The sequence below is a fragment of the Nocardioides mangrovi genome, assembly GCF_020073815.1.
Taxonomy (GTDB): Bacteria; Actinomycetota; Actinomycetes; order Propionibacteriales; family Nocardioidaceae; genus Nocardioides; species Nocardioides mangrovi.
The window spans coordinates 297,539-314,923 of the sequence record NZ_JAIQZJ010000001.1 but is presented as its reverse complement, the minus strand read 5'-3'; the positions used below and the strand labels follow the sequence as shown (position 1 = coordinate 314,923).

The 17,385-nt window shown below is 74.0% G+C and carries 17 protein-coding genes; 6 read left to right on the top strand and 11 right to left on the bottom strand.

The window, feature by feature from the left end; all coding sequences use genetic code 11:
* Nucleotides 1-2: 2 nt before the first annotated feature.
* The 6 genes from K8U61_RS01450 to mraZ form a co-directional block, all read right to left on the bottom strand.
* The gene (locus tag K8U61_RS01450) at nt 3-1,511 is read right to left on the bottom strand and encodes a UDP-N-acetylmuramoyl-L-alanyl-D-glutamate--2,6-diaminopimelate ligase (protein ID WP_224121180.1); all 1,509 of its coding nucleotides are present in this window, start codon (nt 1,509-1,511) and stop codon (nt 3-5) included.
* 27 nt (nt 1,512-1,538) lie between these two features.
* A complete protein-coding gene (locus K8U61_RS01445) occupies nt 1,539-3,302 on the bottom strand; it encodes a peptidoglycan D,D-transpeptidase FtsI family protein (protein WP_224121179.1) in 1,764 nt (587 codons plus the stop codon).
* A 46-nt stretch (nt 3,303-3,348) separates the two neighbouring features.
* The gene (gene ftsL / locus K8U61_RS01440; protein ID WP_224121178.1) at nt 3,349-3,945 is read right to left on the bottom strand and encodes a cell division protein FtsL; all 597 of its coding nucleotides are present in this window, start codon (nt 3,943-3,945) and stop codon (nt 3,349-3,351) included.
* Nucleotides 3,942-4,901: a 16S rRNA (cytosine(1402)-N(4))-methyltransferase RsmH gene (rsmH, locus tag K8U61_RS01435; RefSeq protein ID WP_224121177.1), complete on the bottom strand. Its 960-nt coding sequence runs from the start codon at nt 4,899-4,901 to the stop codon at nt 3,942-3,944. Before rsmH ends, ftsL begins: the two co-directional genes overlap by 4 nt.
* A 2-nt stretch (nt 4,902-4,903) precedes the next feature.
* Entirely contained in the window at nt 4,904-5,080 is a 177-nt protein-coding gene (locus K8U61_RS01430; protein ID WP_224121176.1) for a hypothetical protein, read from the bottom strand.
* 231 nt (nt 5,081-5,311) lie between these two features.
* Nucleotides 5,312-5,740 carry a division/cell wall cluster transcriptional repressor MraZ gene (gene mraZ / locus K8U61_RS01425; protein ID WP_224121175.1) on the bottom strand — a complete coding sequence of 143 codons (429 nt, stop codon included), beginning with the start codon at nt 5,738-5,740 and terminating at the stop codon, nt 5,312-5,314.
* A gap of 478 nt (nt 5,741-6,218) precedes the next feature.
* Between mraZ and K8U61_RS01420 the strand changes: the two genes are divergently transcribed.
* Genes K8U61_RS01420 through K8U61_RS01410 form a run of 3 tightly spaced genes read left to right on the top strand, consistent with a single transcriptional unit; the run spans nt 6,219 to nt 10,826 of the window.
* The gene (locus K8U61_RS01420; RefSeq protein WP_224121913.1) at nt 6,219-7,154 is read left to right on the top strand and encodes an AAA family ATPase; all 936 of its coding nucleotides are present in this window, start codon (nt 6,219-6,221) and stop codon (nt 7,152-7,154) included.
* Nucleotides 7,155-7,161: 7 nt separating this feature from the next.
* The gene (locus tag K8U61_RS01415; protein WP_224121174.1) at nt 7,162-8,436 is read left to right on the top strand and encodes a DUF58 domain-containing protein; all 1,275 of its coding nucleotides are present in this window, start codon (nt 7,162-7,164) and stop codon (nt 8,434-8,436) included.
* Nucleotides 8,436-10,826, top strand: coding sequence for a transglutaminase TgpA family protein (locus K8U61_RS01410; protein WP_224121173.1), 2,391 nt, complete (start codon nt 8,436-8,438; stop codon nt 10,824-10,826). Before K8U61_RS01415 ends, K8U61_RS01410 begins: the two co-directional genes overlap by 1 nt.
* 279 nt (nt 10,827-11,105) lie before the next feature.
* Here K8U61_RS01410 and K8U61_RS01405 read toward each other — a convergent pair whose 3' ends face one another.
* The 4 genes from K8U61_RS01405 to K8U61_RS01390 form a co-directional block, all read right to left on the bottom strand.
* The gene (locus K8U61_RS01405; RefSeq protein ID WP_224121172.1) at nt 11,106-11,552 is read right to left on the bottom strand and encodes an SCO2097 family morphological protein; all 447 of its coding nucleotides are present in this window, start codon (nt 11,550-11,552) and stop codon (nt 11,106-11,108) included.
* Between the two features lie 145 nt (nt 11,553-11,697).
* Nucleotides 11,698-12,429 (bottom strand): methyltransferase domain-containing protein, encoded by a 732-nt coding sequence (locus K8U61_RS01400; protein ID WP_224121171.1) that lies wholly within the window; start codon nt 12,427-12,429, stop codon nt 11,698-11,700.
* Nucleotides 12,430-12,462: 33 nt separating this feature from the next.
* Entirely contained in the window at nt 12,463-12,894 is a 432-nt protein-coding gene (locus K8U61_RS01395; protein ID WP_224121170.1) for an SAV_6107 family HEPN domain-containing protein, read from the bottom strand.
* 154 nt (nt 12,895-13,048) lie between these two features.
* Nucleotides 13,049-13,480, bottom strand: coding sequence for a hypothetical protein (locus K8U61_RS01390; protein ID WP_224121169.1), 432 nt, complete (start codon nt 13,478-13,480; stop codon nt 13,049-13,051).
* A gap of 99 nt (nt 13,481-13,579) precedes the next feature.
* Here K8U61_RS01390 and K8U61_RS01385 point away from each other — a divergent pair, with 99 nt between their 5' ends.
* Together K8U61_RS01385 and K8U61_RS01380 are read left to right on the top strand one after the other, a co-directional pair.
* Entirely contained in the window at nt 13,580-14,053 is a 474-nt protein-coding gene (locus tag K8U61_RS01385; protein WP_224121168.1) for a YbaK/EbsC family protein, read from the top strand.
* Between the two features lie 13 nt (nt 14,054-14,066).
* Nucleotides 14,067-15,368, top strand: coding sequence for a phytoene desaturase family protein (locus K8U61_RS01380; protein WP_224121912.1), 1,302 nt, complete (start codon nt 14,067-14,069; stop codon nt 15,366-15,368).
* Here K8U61_RS01380 and metF read toward each other — a convergent pair.
* Nucleotides 15,352-16,242, bottom strand: coding sequence for a methylenetetrahydrofolate reductase [NAD(P)H] (gene metF / locus K8U61_RS01375; RefSeq protein ID WP_224121167.1), 891 nt, complete (start codon nt 16,240-16,242; stop codon nt 15,352-15,354). The genes K8U61_RS01380 and metF overlap by 17 nt on opposite strands.
* A 72-nt stretch (nt 16,243-16,314) precedes the next feature.
* On the opposite strand from metF, the gene K8U61_RS01370 reads away from it, so the two are divergent.
* Nucleotides 16,315-17,382, top strand: coding sequence for a polyprenyl synthetase family protein (locus tag K8U61_RS01370; protein WP_224121166.1), 1,068 nt, complete (start codon nt 16,315-16,317; stop codon nt 17,380-17,382).
* Nucleotides 17,383-17,385: the final 3 nt, after the last annotated feature.

Sequence of the window (17,385 nt, the reverse complement as noted above, 5' to 3'; positions counted from 1 at the left end):
GATCACCGGGCGAGCACCTCCGCCAGCTCCTCGCGGACCACCTCGCGGTCGTCGAAGGGGTGCACCACGCCGTCGATCTCCTGTCCGGTCTCGTGTCCCTTGCCGGCGACGAGCACGATGTCACCGGGCCGGGCGCGGCGTACGGCGTCGCGGATGGCCGCCCGGCGGTCGCCGACCTCGACCACCTCGGCGTCGCCGTCGGCGACACCGGCCAGCATGGCGGCCCGGATCGCGGCCGGGTCCTCGGTGCGCGGGTTGTCGTCGGTGACGACGAGGACGTCGGCCAGCCGGGCCGCGATCCCCGCCATGATCGGCCGCTTGCCCGGGTCACGGTCGCCGCCGGCGCCGAGGACGGCGATCAGCTGCCCGTCGGTGAGCGGGCGGAGGGTGCGGAGCACGGCCTCCACCGCGTCCGGCTTGTGGGCGTAGTCGACCACCACGACGAAGTCCTGCCCGGCGTCGACCCGCTCGAGGCGGCCGGGCACCCCGCCGACGGTCGCGATGCCGGCGGCCAGGGCGACGGGGTCGAGTCCGGCCTCGGCGCCGGCGGCCACGGCGGCGAGCGTGTTGAGGACGTTGAAGTCGCCGGGCAGCGGGCAGCCCGCCGGCAGCCGGGTGCCGTCGGGCGTGAGGATCGTGAACGTCGAGCCGTCGGGGCGCAGGTCGAGCTCGACCGCGCGCCAGTCCGCGTCGCTGCCGGCGGCCGAGAAGGTCCGGACCGGGACGGTCGCCTCGGCCACCAGGCGGCGACCGTGCTCGTCGTCGACGTTGACCAGCCCGAGCCGGGCCCGGGACGGGGTGAAGAGCGAGGCCTTGGCCTGGAAGTAGTCCTCGACGTCGCGGTGGAAGTCGAGGTGGTCGCGGCCGAGGTTGAGGAAGACCGCGACATCGAAGACGACGCCGTCGACGCGGCCCATCACCAGGGCGTGGCTCGAGACCTCCATCGCGCAGGCCCGGACGCCGCGCTCGCGCATCAGGGCGAAGAGGCCGTGCAGGTCGGGCGCCTCCGGCGTCGTGAGCGCGGTCTTGACGTCGACGCCGAGCATGCGGGTGCCGACGGTGCCGATGCAGGCCGCCGGCACGCCCGCCGAGAGCAGGCCGCTCTCGAGGAGTCGGGTGGTGGTGGTCTTGCCCTGGGTGCCGGTCACGCCGATCATCCGCATCGACGCGGCCGGCTCGCCGTAGATGCGGGCGGCCAGCCCACCGAGGACGGCGCGAGGGGTGTCGACGACCAGCACCGGGACGCCGGCGGGGGCGCGGTCGGCGCCGGCGGGGTCGGTCAGCAGCGCGACCGCCCCGGCCGCGAGGGCCGTCTGCGCGAAGTCGACGCCGTGGGCGCGCGCACCCGGCAGCGCGGCGTAGAGGTCGCCGGGCCGGATCCGCTGCGAGGAGAGCGAGATCCCGGTGACCTCGACGCCCGCGAGGTCACCGCGGACGGTCGCGCCGAGAGCGTCGGCCAGGGTCGCCAACGGCGTCCGAGGCGGCTCCACGGGCCGGGTCTGGTCACTCACCACGCGAACCTATCGCTGGGGACGCCGTCACCAGTCGACGGGGAGCCGGGAGGGCTGGGTGCCCGTCGGCGGCACGCCGTAGCGGCGGAGGGCGTAGCTCATGATCTTCTTGAACGCCGGACCCGCGACCGAGCCACCGCCGCCGCCGTTGCGGGGGTTCTTGACCACGACGTAGACCGTGAAGCGGGGGTCGTCGGCCGGCGCGAAGCCGGCGAACGAGACGTCGAACGACCCGTCGTAGCAGGAGCACTCGGCGCCGACAGCCTGCGCCGTGCCGGTCTTGCCGGCGACGCGGTAGCCCGGGATCGCCGCGCCCGGGGCCACGCCGACCTCCGGGTCGACGACCCGCTCCATCATCCGGCTCATCTCGGTGGCGGCCTTCTCGCTGACCACCCGGTGCTCGGTGGTGTGGTCGGTGCCGACCTGGTCGCCGTCGTCGGTGGTGGCCGAGCCCTCGATCAGGCTCGGGTCGATCCGCACGCCGCCGTTGGCGATCGCGTTGATCGCGGCCGCCATCTGCACGCCGTTGACCGAGAGCGACTGGCCGAAGGCGATGCGGTCCTGCATCTGGTGGGTCCAGCTGCTGCGCGCCGGCAGCAGGCCCTGGGTCTCGCCGCGCACCCCGATGTCGGTCTTCTCGCCGAGGCCGAACTGGCGCAGGTAGTCGTAGAGCTGACCCTGCTTGAAGTGGTCGGCGGCGAGGACGGTGCCGATGTTGGAGGACTTCGCGATGACACCGGCCAGGGTCAGGTGGATGGTGCCGTGGGCGAACCAGTCGTGGATCGGGCTGTCCTCGCGCACCAGCGCGGGCGGCACGACGATCTTGGTCCGCGGCGTCACGAGCCCGAGGTCCATCAGGGAGCTGATGGTGAGCACCTTCTCGACCGAGCCCGGCTCGTAGACGTCCTGCATGGCGCGCGAGCCCAGGTTGTCCTTGTCGGCCTGGTCGGGCTCGCTCGCGTCGTACGTCGGGTCGTCGGCCAGGGCGAGGATCTCCCCGGTCTGGCGGTCCATGACGATCGCGAAGCCCGAGTCGGCGCGGGCGTCCTCGACGGTCTGGCGCAGGACCCGCTGGGTGTACCACTGCAGGTCGAGGTCGAGCGTGGTCGTGAGGTCCTTGCCGTTGACCGGCTCGGTGATCGTGCTCTCGCCCAGCGGGATCCGGGCGCCGCCGCCGACCTCGTAGCGGGCCGAGCCGTCCGTGCCGGAGAGCTGGTCGTCGAAGGTGCGCTCGAAGCCGGCGAGCGGCTCGTCGGTGCCCATGAAGCCGACGAGGTTGGCCGCGACGTCGCCGGCCGGGTAGTCGCGGAGCGGGTCCTGGCGGGTGTCGAGGCCGTCGTACCCCGCCTTCTCGGCGGCCGCGACGACCTCCGTCGCCTTGGTCGCGGGGACCCGGCGGGCGATGTACTCGAAGCGGCTGCCCTCCTCGCGGAGCTTCGCGAGCGTCGAGACGTAGTCGACGTGCAGCCGGCGGTAGAGGAGCCGGGCCAGCTCGGGGGCGTGCTCGGTGGTGAGCTCGGGATCCGCGACCACCATCAGCCCGTCGACCGAGTCCGCCAGCGGCTTGCCGTTGCGGTCGAGGATGTCGCCGCGCGTGGCCGGCAGGTCGACCTCGACGAGGCCCTCGGCGGCCGCCATCGCGGCGTACGAGTTGGGGTCGAGGCCCTGCAGCTGCACCAGCCGCGCCCCGAAGACCGAGAGCACCATCGCGATCACCAGGAAGCCGATCCGCAGGCGCAGCTGGGGCGATCCCCGGCGGCTCCCGCGAGGCTGCGGCTGGGTGGGAGGCAACGTGCTGCTCCTGGCTCGTCGAGTGTGGTGGGTGGGGCTGGTGGGTCTACTGGTTGTTCTTACCGTCCCGGCCGCCCTGAGCCCGGTTGCCCGCGCCGGTGGTGTCGCCCGAGTTGGACTTGTTGCTCGCGCCCTGGCCGCTCTGGCCGCTGCCGGCCGGTGGCTGGACGACGACCACGTTCGGCTGCGGGTCGATGTCGGCGGGCTTGGTCGGCGGCAGCGGGTTGATCCGGACCGCGTCGGCGGCGGTGCCCGCGCACGGGTCGCCGGTGACCTTGCCGGTGCCGAGCTGGATGAAGGCCGGCGTGCAGGCCTGCACCATGCCGAGCTTCTGCGCCTGGCCGGCGATCCGCTGCGGGTCGCGCAGCTGGTCGAGCTCCATCTGGAGGCCCTGCTGGCGAGCGGCGAGGGTGGTCGCCTGGTCCTCGAGGTTCGAGGCCATGAACGACGCCTGCTGCATCGAGGTGTTGAAGAGGAGCAGGCCGACGACGCCGCCGAGCAGCACCAGCGAGACCAGCGCGATGAACGGCATCCGCTTGGCCTTGGTACGCCGCCGCGGGACGACGGTCAGCCGGGCCCGCTCGATCGCGCCACTGGCGATCCGCGGGAGCCGCGACCTCACTTGCATTGCCGGACTGCTCATGCCGCTCCCCTCTCACGCACCCGCTCGATCGCGCGCAGCCGGACCGAGGCCGCGCGCGGGTTCTCGTCGATCTCCTCCGGGCTCGCCTTCTCGGCGCCGCGGGTCACCAGCCGCAGCGCCGGCTCGGAGCCGGCGGGGACGAACGGCAGGTCCTCGGGGACGTCGCTGCGGGTCGCGGCGGTGAACGCCTGCTTGACCAGCCGGTCCTCGAGGGAGTGGTAGGACTCGACGACCACGCGGCCGCCGACGCCGATCGCGTCGATCGCGGCCGGGATGGCCCGGCGGAGCACGGCGAGCTCGTCGTTGACCTCCATCCGCAGCGCCTGGAAGGTGCGCTTGGCGGGGTGGCCGCCGGTACGCCGCGCCGGGGCGGGGATCTCGGCGTACAGCAGCTCGACGAGGCGGCCCGAGCGCGCGAACGGCTCCTTCTCCCGCTCGCGGACGATCGCGGCGGCGATCTTGCGGGCGAACTTCTCCTCGCCGTACTCGCGCAGCACGCGGGTCAGGTCCGCCGCGTCGTAGGTGTTGAGCACGTCGGCGGCGGTCGGTCCGGTGGTGCCGTCCATCCGCATGTCGAGCGGCGCGTCCTCCGCGTAGGCGAAGCCGCGCTCCCGGACGTCGAGCTGCATGGAGGAGACACCGAGGTCGAAGAGGACGCCGTCGGCGTGGGACATGCCCAGGTCGCGCAGCACGCTGGGGATCTCGTCGTAGACGGCGTGGACGCCGGTGAAGCGGTCGCCGTACGGCGCGAGGCGGGCCGAGGCCAGCTCGAGGGCGGCCGGGTCGCGGTCGATGCCGACCACGCGGGCCGCGGCGATCCGGGCGAGGACGGCCTCGCTGTGGCCACCGAGGCCGAGCGTGCAGTCGACCAGCACGGCGCCGTCGCGCTCGAGCGCGGGCGCCAGGAGGGAGACGACCCGGTCGAGGAGGACCGGGACGTGGGAGGGGCTGCTCATGGTCAGGCCTGGCGCGCCGCGACCGCGAGGAGCAGGAACCCGAGCGCGACCCCGATCGAGGTCAGTGCGGAGAAGGCCATCAGCGTCGCCGCGTCGCGCGCCTGGTGGCGCACCCGCGGCAGGGGTGCCGGCTCACCGGCGGTGGGGGGCGGCACGGGTGCCGCAGGCGCGATGCTCATCTCGACCCTCGGGGAAGTTCGGGTGCTGCTGGGGAAGTGGTGGTGCTGAGGAAGTAGCGGGCCGCCGGACCAGGTCCCTGCCCGCTCCCTGGGGAAGAGCCGTCTCAGAACCGGGGAAGGTGCCCTGAGAGGGCTGCGGGAGCGGGCTCGAGACCTCGTCCTGCGGACCGCTGTGCTGTGGTGCTGTCGCTGCGCTGCTGCCGTGCTGGGTGCTGCCGTGCTGGGGTGCTGCTAGTTCTGGTGGGGCTGCTCGTCGAGCTCGGCGAACTTCGCCTGGGCCCCGCTGGAGTACTCGCGCCACTTGGTCGGGTCCCAGATCTCGATCCGGTCCATGACGCCGATCACGACCACGTCGCGGTCGAGGCCGGCGTACTCCCGCAGGTGGGCGGGGACGCCGATGCGGCCCTGCTTGTCCGGGGTGGCCTCCTCGGCGCCGGCGAACAACACACGCGCGTAGTCACGCGCACCGCGGTTGGTCATCGGCGTCGACTGGGCCCGGCGGGCCTCCTCCATGAAGACGTCCGCGGGCCACACGACCAGGCAGTTCTCCTGACCTTGTGTCACCACGAGCCCCTCCGCGAGTCGGTCCCTGAACTTCGCCGGGAGGAAGAGACGCCCCTTCTCGTCGAGCTTCGGGGTGTAGGTGCCCATGAAGAACATCGGGCACCTCCGCTCCCCTGGCCCCTCGACCGGACCCTTCCTCCACTGCGCTCCACTTTACGCCACTTTGCTCCACCGTCAACCACATTCGACCCGAATCTCCGCGTGTTCTCGCGGCGCTGAGCCCGCGCCCGGCCATGGCCCGGGCCGGGGCCGCCGGACGCGTCGTACGACGTTTGCGCAGGTCAGCGGCCTCGGGACTGCCGACCGGGCCGTCGGTGGAGTGCCGGTGGAGGAGATCCGCGCCGCGGTGGAGGACGGTGGAGCGGATGGTGGAGAACCGGGCCTCACCCCGCCCCGTCCCCCAGACGGGTGAACCTGGCGCGCAACCGATGCGTGATGACAGGAGTCAGATGCGTAGTTGGGGCGAGGCACGTAGGTTTCCCCCACGACTACGGTGGGTGACACGGTGGGTGCGTGCACCCCGCGGAAGGGATCACTGGTGGGAACTGAATCCGGCGGCGCCGATCTCGAGACCCTGGCCCGCGTGGTCGGGCGGGTGCGCGGCAACATCGAGCGGGTCATCGAGGGCAAGCCGGACGTCGTCTCGTCCGCGCTCGTCGTCCTGCTCGCCGAGGGCCACCTGCTGATCGAGGACGTGCCGGGCGTCGGCAAGACCCAGCTGAGCAAGGCCCTCGCGCGCAGCATCGACTGCTCGGTCCGGCGCATCCAGTTCACGCCCGACCTGCTGCCCTCCGACGTCACCGGCGTCTCGGTCTTCAACCAGAACACCCGCGAGTTCGAGTTCCGGCCCGGCGGCGTCTTCGCCAACATCGTGGTCGGCGACGAGATCAACCGCGCCTCGCCCAAGACGCAGTCCGCGCTGCTGGAGTGCATGGAGGAGCGCCAGGTCACCGTCGACAACACGACCTACCAGCTCGAGTCGCCCTTCATGGTCATCGCGACCCAGAACCCGATCGAGATGGAGGGCACCTACGCGCTGCCCGAGGCGCAGCGCGACCGCTTCATGGCGCGGGTGTCGGTCGGCTACCCGGTCGAGGCGGCGGAGATGGCGATGCTGTCCTCGCACACCGGCGCCAACCCGCTCGACGACCTCGAGCCCGTCACGGACGCGGCCGAGATCCGCAAGCTGATCGCGATCGTCAACCAGGTGCACGTCTCCCACGACGTCCAGCGGTACGCCGTGTCGCTCACCGCCGCGACCCGCCGGTCCGACGAGCTGATGCTCGGCGCCTCCCCCCGCGCGACCCTGCACCTGGTCCGCGCCGCGAAGGCCGTGGCCGCGATGGACGGCCGCGAGTACGTGCTCCCCGACGACGTGCTGCGGCTCGCCGGGCCGGTGCTCGCCCACCGGCTCCTGCCCAGCGTCGAGGCGGCGATGAGTGGCCGCTCGACGACCGCGATCCTCGACGCCGTCGTCGGCGGGGTGCCGGTCCCGTCCGGCGCTCGGTGACCGCCAGATGAGAGAGGCCCTCGCCGGTCTCACCGTCCGCGGGCGGGCCTTCCTGGCTGCCGGGGTCACCGCGATCGTGTGCGCGATCGTGCTCGACCAGTCGACGCTCTCGCGCGTCGGCGTGCTGCTGCTGGCGCTGCCGCTGATCACCGTCGCGGTGCTCTCCCGCAACCGCTACCGGCTGACCCTGGTCCGCACCGTCACCCCGCAGCTGGTCGCGGCGGGCCAACCGGCCCGGGTGTCGCTGACCCTCGCCAACGACGGCATCGCCCCCAACGGCGTGCTGCTCCTGGAGGACCAGGTCCCCTACGTCCTGGGCACCCGGCCGCGGTTCGTCGCCGAGGGCATCGGCCAGGGCTGGCGCCACTCCGTGACCTACCAGGTCCGCTCCGACGTCCGCGGCCGCTTCGAGATCGGCCCGATGTCGGTGCGGATCGGCGACCCCTTCGGCCTGGTCGAGCTCGGCCGCACCTTCCGCACGACGGTGCCGCTGACCGTCACCCCGCGCACGGTCGCACTCCCCCAGATCCCGCTCGGTGGCGCCTGGACCGGCTCCGGCGACAACCGGCCGCGCGCGTTCGCGACCGGCAGCGCCGAGGACGTCACCGTCCGCGAGTACCGCCGCGGCGACGACCTGCGCCGGGTGCACTGGCGCTCGTCGGCCCGGGTCGGCGAGCTCATGGTGCGGCGCGAGGAGCAGCCCTGGCAGTCGCGGGCGACGCTCTTCCTCGACAACCGGGTCACCGCCCACCGGGGCCAGGGCATCGCCTCGTCGCTGGAGGCCGCGGTGTCCGCGGCCGCGTCGATCGCGGTGCACCTGACTCGGCGCGGCTTCGCCGTACGCCTGGTCACCGCGACGGGCGAGGAACCGGGCAGCGCCTGGCACCTGCGCGGCGCCGACCTCAACGCGGGGCCCCTGCTCGAGGCGCTGGCCGTGGTCCAGCCCGTGCACCAGGCGCGGCTCGAGACCGGGTGGCTCGCCGAGGGCGCCCACGGCGGCCTCACGGTGGCCGTCTTCGGCGGCGTCGAGCCGGTCGACCTGCCGGTGCTGCGCCGGATGCAGCACCACGCCGCCTCGGCGATGGCGGTCGCCGTCGACGTCGACGCGTGGGTCGGCGCCGCCCCTGGCGCGGCCGCGACCCGCCTGCTCGGCCAGCAGGGCTGGCGCGCGGTGGCGCTGCACCCGCGGGACCGGCTCGACGCGGTCTGGCAGGAGCTCGCGCACACCAGCACCCACGTCTCGCGCGGGACGGCGCGAGGCGCCGAGCGGGAGGTCGTCTGATGGCGGGCCGACACCGCGGGCGGCTGGCGACCTCCGCTCTCCTCTCCGTCGTCGCCGTCGGCACCGCCTGGGTGTCGATGTGGTCGTGGGGCGCGCTCGTCGAGGTCTCGGGCGGGTTCCTCAACCCGTTGCTGCTCCTCGCGGCCGTCATCGCCGGTGTCGGCACCGCCGGTCGCTGGTGGCGCTGGCCCGGCGCGCTGGTCCTGCTGACCCAGGTCGTGGTGTCGGGGCTGGTCACGAGCCTGGTGCTCTGCGGGTCGCCGCTGCCGATCGGCGGCTCGTGGACCGAGCTGCACACGACGTTCAGCGAGGCCGTGACGACCTCGAAGGCCTACGGCTCCCCCGTGCCCGACGGCCCGCCGCCGGTCGACCCGTTGCTCATCGCCGGCGGTCTCGCCTGCCTGCTGCTGGTCGACCTGCTGGCGTGCACCATGCGCCGGGCCGCGCTCGCGGGGCTGCCGCTGCTGGCGATCTTCACGATCCCGGTGAGCATGGTCGGCGACCCGGTGACCTGGTGGATCTTCGCCCTGGGTGCGCTGGGCTACCTCGCGATGATGTTCCTCCAGGAGAGCGACCACGTCGCCCGTTGGGGCCGGCCGCTCGGGGTGGACCGCGAGACCGGCGACCCGATCTCCTTCGGTGCGGGCAGCCACGCGGTCCGCGGCACCGCGGGACTGGTCGGCGGGGCCGCGACCGCGCTCGCCGTCCTGGTCCCCGCAGCCGTGCCGGCGACCGGTCTCCACTTCTTCGACGTCGGGCCCGGCAACGGCGGAGGCGACGACATCCGGGTCCAGAACCCGGTCGTCGACCTGGTCCGCGACCTGCAGCGCGGCGAGGACATCCCGCTGGTGCGGGTGACGACCAACGACCCGGACCCGTCGTACCTGCGGATCCTGACGCTGACCCGCTTCAGCGACGCCGAGTGGAGCCCCGGTGACCGCGACGTCCCCGCCGACCACCTGGCCGACGGGTCGATGCCGCCGCCCGAGGGGGTCGCGGCGCAGGTGGCCCGCAAGGACTACGCGTGGGACGTCAACGTGCTGCCCGAGTTCGAGTCGAGCTGGCTGCCGACCGAGCCACCGGTCAGCCGCATCGAGGCCGCCGGCGACTGGCGCTACGACGACAAGACGATGGACTTCCTCGCCGGCGACGACGACCTCACCACGGCGGGCATCCGCTACACGATGACCTCGGTCGACCTCGACATCACCGCCGAGCGGCTGGCCGACGCCGCACCGCCCGGCGGCAAGGTCGACGACCTCTTCACCGACGTGCCCGAGGACCTGCCGCCGCTGGTGTCCGACCTCGCGAAGGAGGTCACCAAGGACGCGACGACGCCCTACGAGCAGGCGGTCGCGCTGCAGAACTGGTTCCGCGACACCGGCGGGTTCACCTACTCCCTCGACCATGCCGAGGGCAGCGGCACCGAGGCGCTGGTCAACTTCCTCTCCACCGGGCCCGGCGGCCGCACCGGCTTCTGCCAGCAGTTCGCGGCGGCGATGGCCGCGATGGCCCGCACCCTCGACATCCCCGCGCGGGTCGCGATCGGCTTCCTCGAGCCCACCGCCGACGGCGCGCGGACGTGGGTCTACAGCGCGCACGACATGCACGCGTGGCCCGAGCTCTACTTCGACGGCGCGGGCTGGGTGCGCTTCGAGCCGACCCCGGCCGGCCGGGCGACCGACGTCCCGTCGTACACCATCCCCGGCTCGGACGACCCGATCGCGCCGACCGAGTCGGCGCCGACGTCGGAGTCCACGTCGGCCTCGGTGCGACCGACCCGGCCCGACGACACGAGCGCGACCGCGGCGTCGGACGAGAACGACTCGAACAGCTCCGGCGGGATCGCCTGGGGGCCGGTCATCGGTGCGCTCGGCGCGGTCGTGCTGGTCGGCGCGGGACTGCTCGCCCCCGGCCTGGTCCGGCGTCGGCGGCGCGACCGGCGGCTCGGCTCCGGTGACCCCGAGCTGGTCTGGGCGGAGCTGCGCGACACCGCGATCGACCTCGGCGTGCCCTGGCCGGACGGCCGCTCGCCCCGCGCCACCCGCGTGATCCTGGTCGACCGACTCGGCCTGCCCGTCGACGGCGGCACCGTCGACCGACCTCCCCACGGGGCGGCCGTCGCGCCCGCCGCCGTCGCCGCCCTCGACCGGCTCGTGCACACCCTCGAGCTGCACCGCTACGCCCGCACCGGCGCCACCCTCGACCCGGTCCGCCTCGCCGCCGACGGGGAGGCGTGCGTGGCCGCCCTGGCCGGCGGCGCGCCCCGCAGCGCCCGGCGCCGGGCCACCTGGTGGCCGCGCTCCGTGGTGCGGCTCTCGCCCCGCCGGCGTACCCCGTCCGGCCCGGTCGAGTCCCGCTACGGCGGGGTCGTCGACTCGGTGTCGTAGGTGCGGCGGTGCGCCCGGTGCAGCATTCACCGGTGCACCGGTGAATGCTGCACGTCTCAGGCGTTGCATCGGCCGAGAAGTGACGGGGTCGCCTGAGAAGTCGGGCAGATCCGGCGAATCGCGAGCATCGGGGATTGGTCACCAACCCCACGGATCGGCGCCGAGATCATGGGGTTGGTGACCAATCCCCATGCCAGGCCCACCTCGCCCCGCAGGCGCAGGACAGCAGAAGACCCGCCCGAGGTGCTCGGACGGGTCGTCAGTGGATGCGGCGGTGGGCTACCACCCGCCGCCTTCGCGGCGGCGACGCCAGCGCTCCTCCATCCGCTCCATGAAGGAGCCGTGGGAGGCGGTACGGCGGGGGCGGCGCGAGCGGCGGCCGCCGTCGATGACGGTGAAGCCGCCCTGGCTGGGGTGGCCGGCCGTGCGGGGATCGGGGGCGGCCGCGCCATGGCCGTGCTGGCCGCGGATCGCGGCGAGCGCGACGGTCGCCGAGCCGAGCATGACCACGAAGCCGATGATGCCGACGACGGTGATCCGGGCGACGGCGCCGGTCATCAGGACCACGACACCGATCACGAAGCAGACACCGGCGATGACGGCGCGACGACGCGCCGCACGACGGAACGAGGTCCCGCGCAACGTCGACGCGAGCTTGGGGTCCTCCTCCACGAGGGCCCGCTCCATCTGCTCGAGCAGTCGGAGCTCCTCTTCAGAGAGTGGCACTCCTACCTCCCCACGGATCCGGCGCCGGATGAAACGTCCGGCTCCCGCCAGTTTAGGCAGGGCACGGGCATCTCGGTAGGCGGGATGGTGAAATTAGTGATCCAACCGTGCCCGGACGCCCGCCCGCCCACACCTCGAGGTCGGATCAGCGGGCCAGGAAGTGCAGCTGGGCCGCGAGCGGGAAGTACTCCGGCCGGCTCGCGACGGCCCGCTCGAGCTCGACCAGGGCCCCGGTCGAGCCGGGCTCGAGATCGAGGAGCGAGCCGGGCACCAGGTCCGCGAAGACGCGTACGCCGTGCATCGCGGTCGTCTCGAACCCCGCCCCGGAGACCAGGTCGGTGAGCTCGTCGGCGGTGAACCGCACCCCGGACCGGCCGTCCCGCGTGCCCGGGGCCGCATCCAGGAGTGCGTGCGCCTGCCCGAAGTGACCGGCCATCGCGCGAGCGACCACCGCGGCGTGCCGCTGGGCAACCAGCAGGCTGAGCACCCCGCCGGGCCGGAGCACGGTGCGGAGGGTCGTGAGCGCTGCGGCCGCGTCGTCGACCACCTCGAGCACCCCGTGGCAGAGCACCACGTCGGCACTCTCCGGCTCGACGACCTCCAGCAGCGTGGACAGGTCGCCCTGCAGCCCCTCGACGGCCACGTCGAGCTCACGGGCGCGCCGGCCGAGGGCGGCCAGCGCGTCGGGGCTCGGGTCGACGACGGTCACCCGAGCGCCGAGCTCGGCGACCCGGACCGCGAAGCCTCCGGTGCCGCCGCCGATGTCGAGGACGTCGGTCGCACCCTCGACGGCGGGCCGCAGGGCGTCCCAGACGACGGACGTGCGGGCGGCGCTGCGGCGCTCACTGGGGCGTTCGCTGGGACGCTCAGGGGCCATGGGGCCAGCCTAGGGGGCGACGTCGGGCGCCGCTCAGCCGGCGCGCACCGCCAGGGTCCGATCGGCGGCCGGCGCGTGCGGCACCAGCCCCAGGGTGCGCTCGACGACGGCGAGGAACCGGTCGGCGTCGCGAACCAGGTCGTCGGCCTCGCGCTCGGACACCGCGCGGGTCGAGCCCGCCTCGGCGGCGGCCCGCTTGGCCGCTCCGCCGGCGAAGAAGAGCGCCCACTCCTCCAGCTCGGGCGCGACCTCGGCGAGCAGCACCCAGGCGTTCTTCTGGCGGCGGCCGCGCGCGGTCGCCGGCTGGGCGCGGGCGGCCAGCAGCGCCGCGGCCGCCCGCAGCGCGGCGACATGGGCGCAGGCGTAGCGGACGGTCACCTCGCCGGCGCCCATCGCCTCGCTGAGCGACTCGGCCGCGCGGGCGAGGTAGGAGTGGGTGGTCGCGGGCAGCGCGTACGGGTTCATCGGCTCGCCTCTTCCTCGACCCCTGGGACGGCGACCCCCGGCGTTGCTCGCCGGCGGGGACGGGGGTCGAGGTCGTCCCCGCCGGTTGTTCGAACAAATGTTCGAACAACCCCACCGTACACCCGCCCCGCGGCCTCAGGTCAAGAGGGACCGGTCAGGAGGTGCCGGCGAGGAACGCCGTCGTGTCGCGGCGCCAGAGCATCGCCAGGGAGGCCAGGTCGAGCACCAGCCCGATGGCCAGGGCCACGACGAAGAGCGCCGGCGGGCCGGTCACGAGGAGGGCGAGCGTGCCGATCGCGAGGATCGCGACCAGGCCGGTCAGCAGCACCCGCGCCCACGGCAGGCCGACGTGGAAGAAGCGCATCAGCACGACGAGGAGCGAGGCCACGACGATGAACATCACCACGGCGACCGCGACGAACGACGGCGGCTCGACCGAGTCGCTGTCCGGGCGGCCGGCGGACCAGGCGTCCACGAGCTCGTCGTCGAAGACGGCGGTGAGCACCGACGCGAGGCCGTAGACCACGATCACCGCGCCCAGCAACCAGATCGCCGCCACCACCGATCCCGGCCGCTGCTCACTCATCCACGCCTCCTGCTCGGTCGCACTGCTCGGGTGGCACTCGTGCCCGATCGTCGTATCCCGGTCGTCCCGACGACCACGGACACCCTAGGGTCTCGGGCCATGAGCACCGAGCATCCGTCGATCACCCGCTTCCGGGAGGAGCACGCGCGACTCGGGGGCACCGGGGACGTCGTCATCCTGCCCGACTCCGTCCACACGGCCGCACTCGCGGCCGAGGCGCTGGGCTGCGAGGTCGGGGCGATCGCCAACAGCCTGCTCTTCGACGCCGACGGCGCGCCGGTCCTCATCCTCACCTCGGGCGCCCACCGGGTCGACACCGCCAAGGTCGCCGCGGCGATCGGCGTGCCGAGCCTGCGCCGTGCCACGCCGGACTTCGTGCGCACCCACACCGGCCAGGTGATCGGCGGGGTCTCCCCCATCGCCCACCCAGCCCCGGTCCCGACCTACCTCGACCCCTGGCTGCGCCGCCACGAGGTCGTCTGGGCGGCCGCCGGTCACCCGGCCGCCGTCTACTCCACGACGTACGACGAGCTCGCCGCCATGACCGGCGGCACCGAGACCGACGTCGAGTAGCGCGGTGTCGGGGATGTCCCGGGTGGTCGTGGTCGGCGGGGGCTTCGGCGGCATCGCCGCGGCGGTCCGTCTCGCCAAGCTCGGGCACGACGTCACCCTGGTCGAGCGCTCCCCCGAGCTCGGCGGCGCGCTCTCGCGGGTGAGCGAGGACGGCTTCACGTGGGACGCCGGTCCGTCGTACACCCTGCTCCCCGCGGTGGTCCGCGACCTCTTCCGCAAGTCCGGCCGCCCGCTCGAGCGCGAGCTCGACCTGGTGCCGCTCGACGTGGTCCGCGAGCACCGCTTCGACGACGGCTCCTCGGTCGCGGTGCCCGTCGGCCGGGCCGGCCAGCTCGCGGCGTTCGAGGAGCTCGGCCCCGGCCTCGGGCAGCGGTGGGTCGACCACCTCGCGTCCTACGCCGACGACTGGGAGGTGCTGCGCCGCGGCTACCTGGAGAACCCCTGGCGCCCCGACGACCTCCCCCGCGACCTGGCCGCGCTGCTCGAGAGCCGCGAGACGCTCTACAAGCGGCTCCGGAAGACGTTCAAGGACGAGCGGCTGCGCCTGGTCGCCGCCCACCCGCTGGTCGCCGAGGGCCACGAGCCGCGCAACGTCCCCGCCTGGCTCGGCGTGACGGCGTACGTCGAGCAGCGCTTCGGCGCCTGGACCGTCGACGGCGGCCTCGCCGCGATCGGCGACGCGCTCATCGCCCGGCTGACCACCCGCGGGGTCACGGTGCTGACCGGCACCGAGGCGCACGACCTGGTGCTGCGCGAGGGGCGGGTCGTCGCCGTCGCGACCACCGCCGGCGAGCTCGACGCCGACACGGTCGTCTGCGCGATCGACCCCCGCCGGCTGCCCACCCTCGCGCCGTACGTCGTGCGCACGATGCCGGCGATCCCACCGGTCGTCACGCACGTCGGCCTCGAGGGCGAGCCGCTCGACCTGCCCCACGAGCTCGTCCTCCACGGCGACCCGATGCTGGTCGTCCGCACCGGCGGCACCGCGCCCGACGGCCACTGGACCCTCACCGTGCACGGCCGCGGCCGACTCTCCGAGGACATCCTCCGCGCGCTCGCCCGGCACCGGATCGACGTCCGCGCACAGGTGGTGACGCGGGTCGACCGCAGCCCGCGCGAGCAGGTCGAGATCTGGGGCGGATCGCCGATGGGCGTGCTCTGGCAGGGCCGGGCGACCACCCGTCAGCGGCTCGGTCCGCGGACTCCCGTCCCGGGCGTGTACGCCGCGGGCGCCCACGCCACCCCGGGCGCGGGGCTGCCCTTCGTGGGTCTCTCCGCCGCGCTGGTGGCGGCCGAGCTCACACCGACAGGTTGAGCGCCGCGAAGATCTCGCGCGTCGCCTTCGAGCGGTTGAGCGTGTAGAAGTGCAGGCCGGGCGCACCACCGTCGAGCAGCTCGTCGCAGAGCTCGGCCGCGAGGCGGATCCCCTCGGCGCGCATCGCGACCGGGTCGCCCTCGTGGGCGCTGATCCGGCGGACCACCTCGTCCGGCACGTCGGTGCCGATGAGCTCGCTCTGGCGGCGGATGTTGCCGAGGTTCAGGATCGGCATGATCCCCGGGAGGATCGGCAGCTCGACGCCGCGGGCCCGCACCCGCTCCACCAGCGCGAAGTAGTCCTCGGCGCGGAAGAACATCTGGGTGACCGCGAACTCCGCCCCCGCGCGTGCCTTCGCCACCAGCACGTCCGCGTCGCGGTCGAGGGAGTCCGCCGACGGGTGACCCTCGGGGAAGGCGGCGACGCCGATGCTGAAGTCGCCGCGACCGGCGACCAGCTCGACCAGCTCCTGCGCGTACGTGAAGCCGCCGGTGGTCGGCGTCCACGGCGCGCGCGGGCCCTCCTCCGGGTCGCCGCGCAGCACCATCACGTTGCCGATCCCGGCCTCGGCGTAGGCGTCGAGGATGCGGTCGAGCTCGCCCTGGGTGTGGCCGACGCAGGTGAGGTGGGCCATCGCGGTCATCGAGGTCTCGCGCGCGATCCGCCCGGTCACCCGCACCGTGGTGTCGCGGGTCGAGCCGCCGGCGCCGTACGTCACCGAGACGAACGTGGGCCGGTAGGGCTCGAGGTCGCTGATCGCCTGCCAGAGCTGCTGCTCGCCCGCCGCGTCCTTGGGCGGGAAGAACTCGAAGGAGAACGAGCGCTCGCCGGACCGGATGAGGTCCCCGATCCGCCGCTGCTCGTGGTTCGCCATGCGCAACAGTCTAGGTTCGGCCGGGTCCGGCCCCGTGTCCTGTCCACGAACGCGGATGGCTACCCTCGGCCCGTGAGCGAGACCTGGGACAGCGCCGGCTTCCGCGAGCAGGTGCAGTCCGCACTCGACGCCTTCGTCGACGGCCAGGAGGCGCTGCTGGCGCCGCTCGGTCCCGACGCCACCCGCCTCGTCGCGGAGGCACGGACGGCGGTCCGCGGCGGCAAGCGCTTCCGCGCGGCGTTCTGCTCGTGGGGCTACCGCGCCGTCCGCCCCGACGTCGCCGACGAGTCCGCCCTGGTCCGGGCCTGCGCCTCGCTGGAGCTCCTGCACGCGAGCGCGCTGGTCCACGACGACTTCATGGACGCCTCCGACACCCGGCGTGGCCGGCCGGCCACGCACCGGGCGTTCGAGGGCGAGCACCGCGGCACCGGCTGGCGCGGCGACCCGGAGCAGTACGGCGCCGCCGCGGCGATCCTGCTGGGCGACCTGCTGCTCAGCTGGTCCGACGAGCTGCTGCGCCGGTGCGGGCTGCCGATCGCCGAGGTCGCCCCGGCGCTCGAGGTCTTCGACCGGTGCCGCTCGGAGGTGATCGCCGGGCAGTTCCTCGACGTGTCGGTCCAGGCCCGCGGCCGTGCCGACGTCGACGCCGCGATGACCGTGCTGCGCTACAAGTCCGCGAAGTACTCCATCGAGCGGCCGCTCCACATCGGCGCGGCCCTGGCCGGCGCCAGCGAGGGGACGATGCAGGCGCTGAGCGCCTTCGGGCTGCCGCTCGGTGAGGCCTTCCAGCTGCGCGACGACCTCCTCGGCGTCTTCGGCGACCCGGCCACCACCGGCAAGCCCGCCGGCGACGACCTGGTCGAGGGCAAGCGCACGGTGCTCGTCGCGCTCGCGCTCGACGCTGCGTCCCCCACCGACGCCGCGCTCCTCGACCGCTCCCTCGGCCGACCGCTGGGCGAGGCCGAGGTGGGCGAGCTGCGCCGGATCATCGACGGGTCGGGCGCCCACGCCCAGGTCGAGGCGGTCATCGAGGAGCTGGCGACCCACGCCGTCCAGGCGCTGGAGAAGGCGCAGCTCGACCCGCACGCCACCGCGGTGCTCCGCGGCCTCGCCGCGTCGGCGACGCAGCGCGTGGTCTGAGCG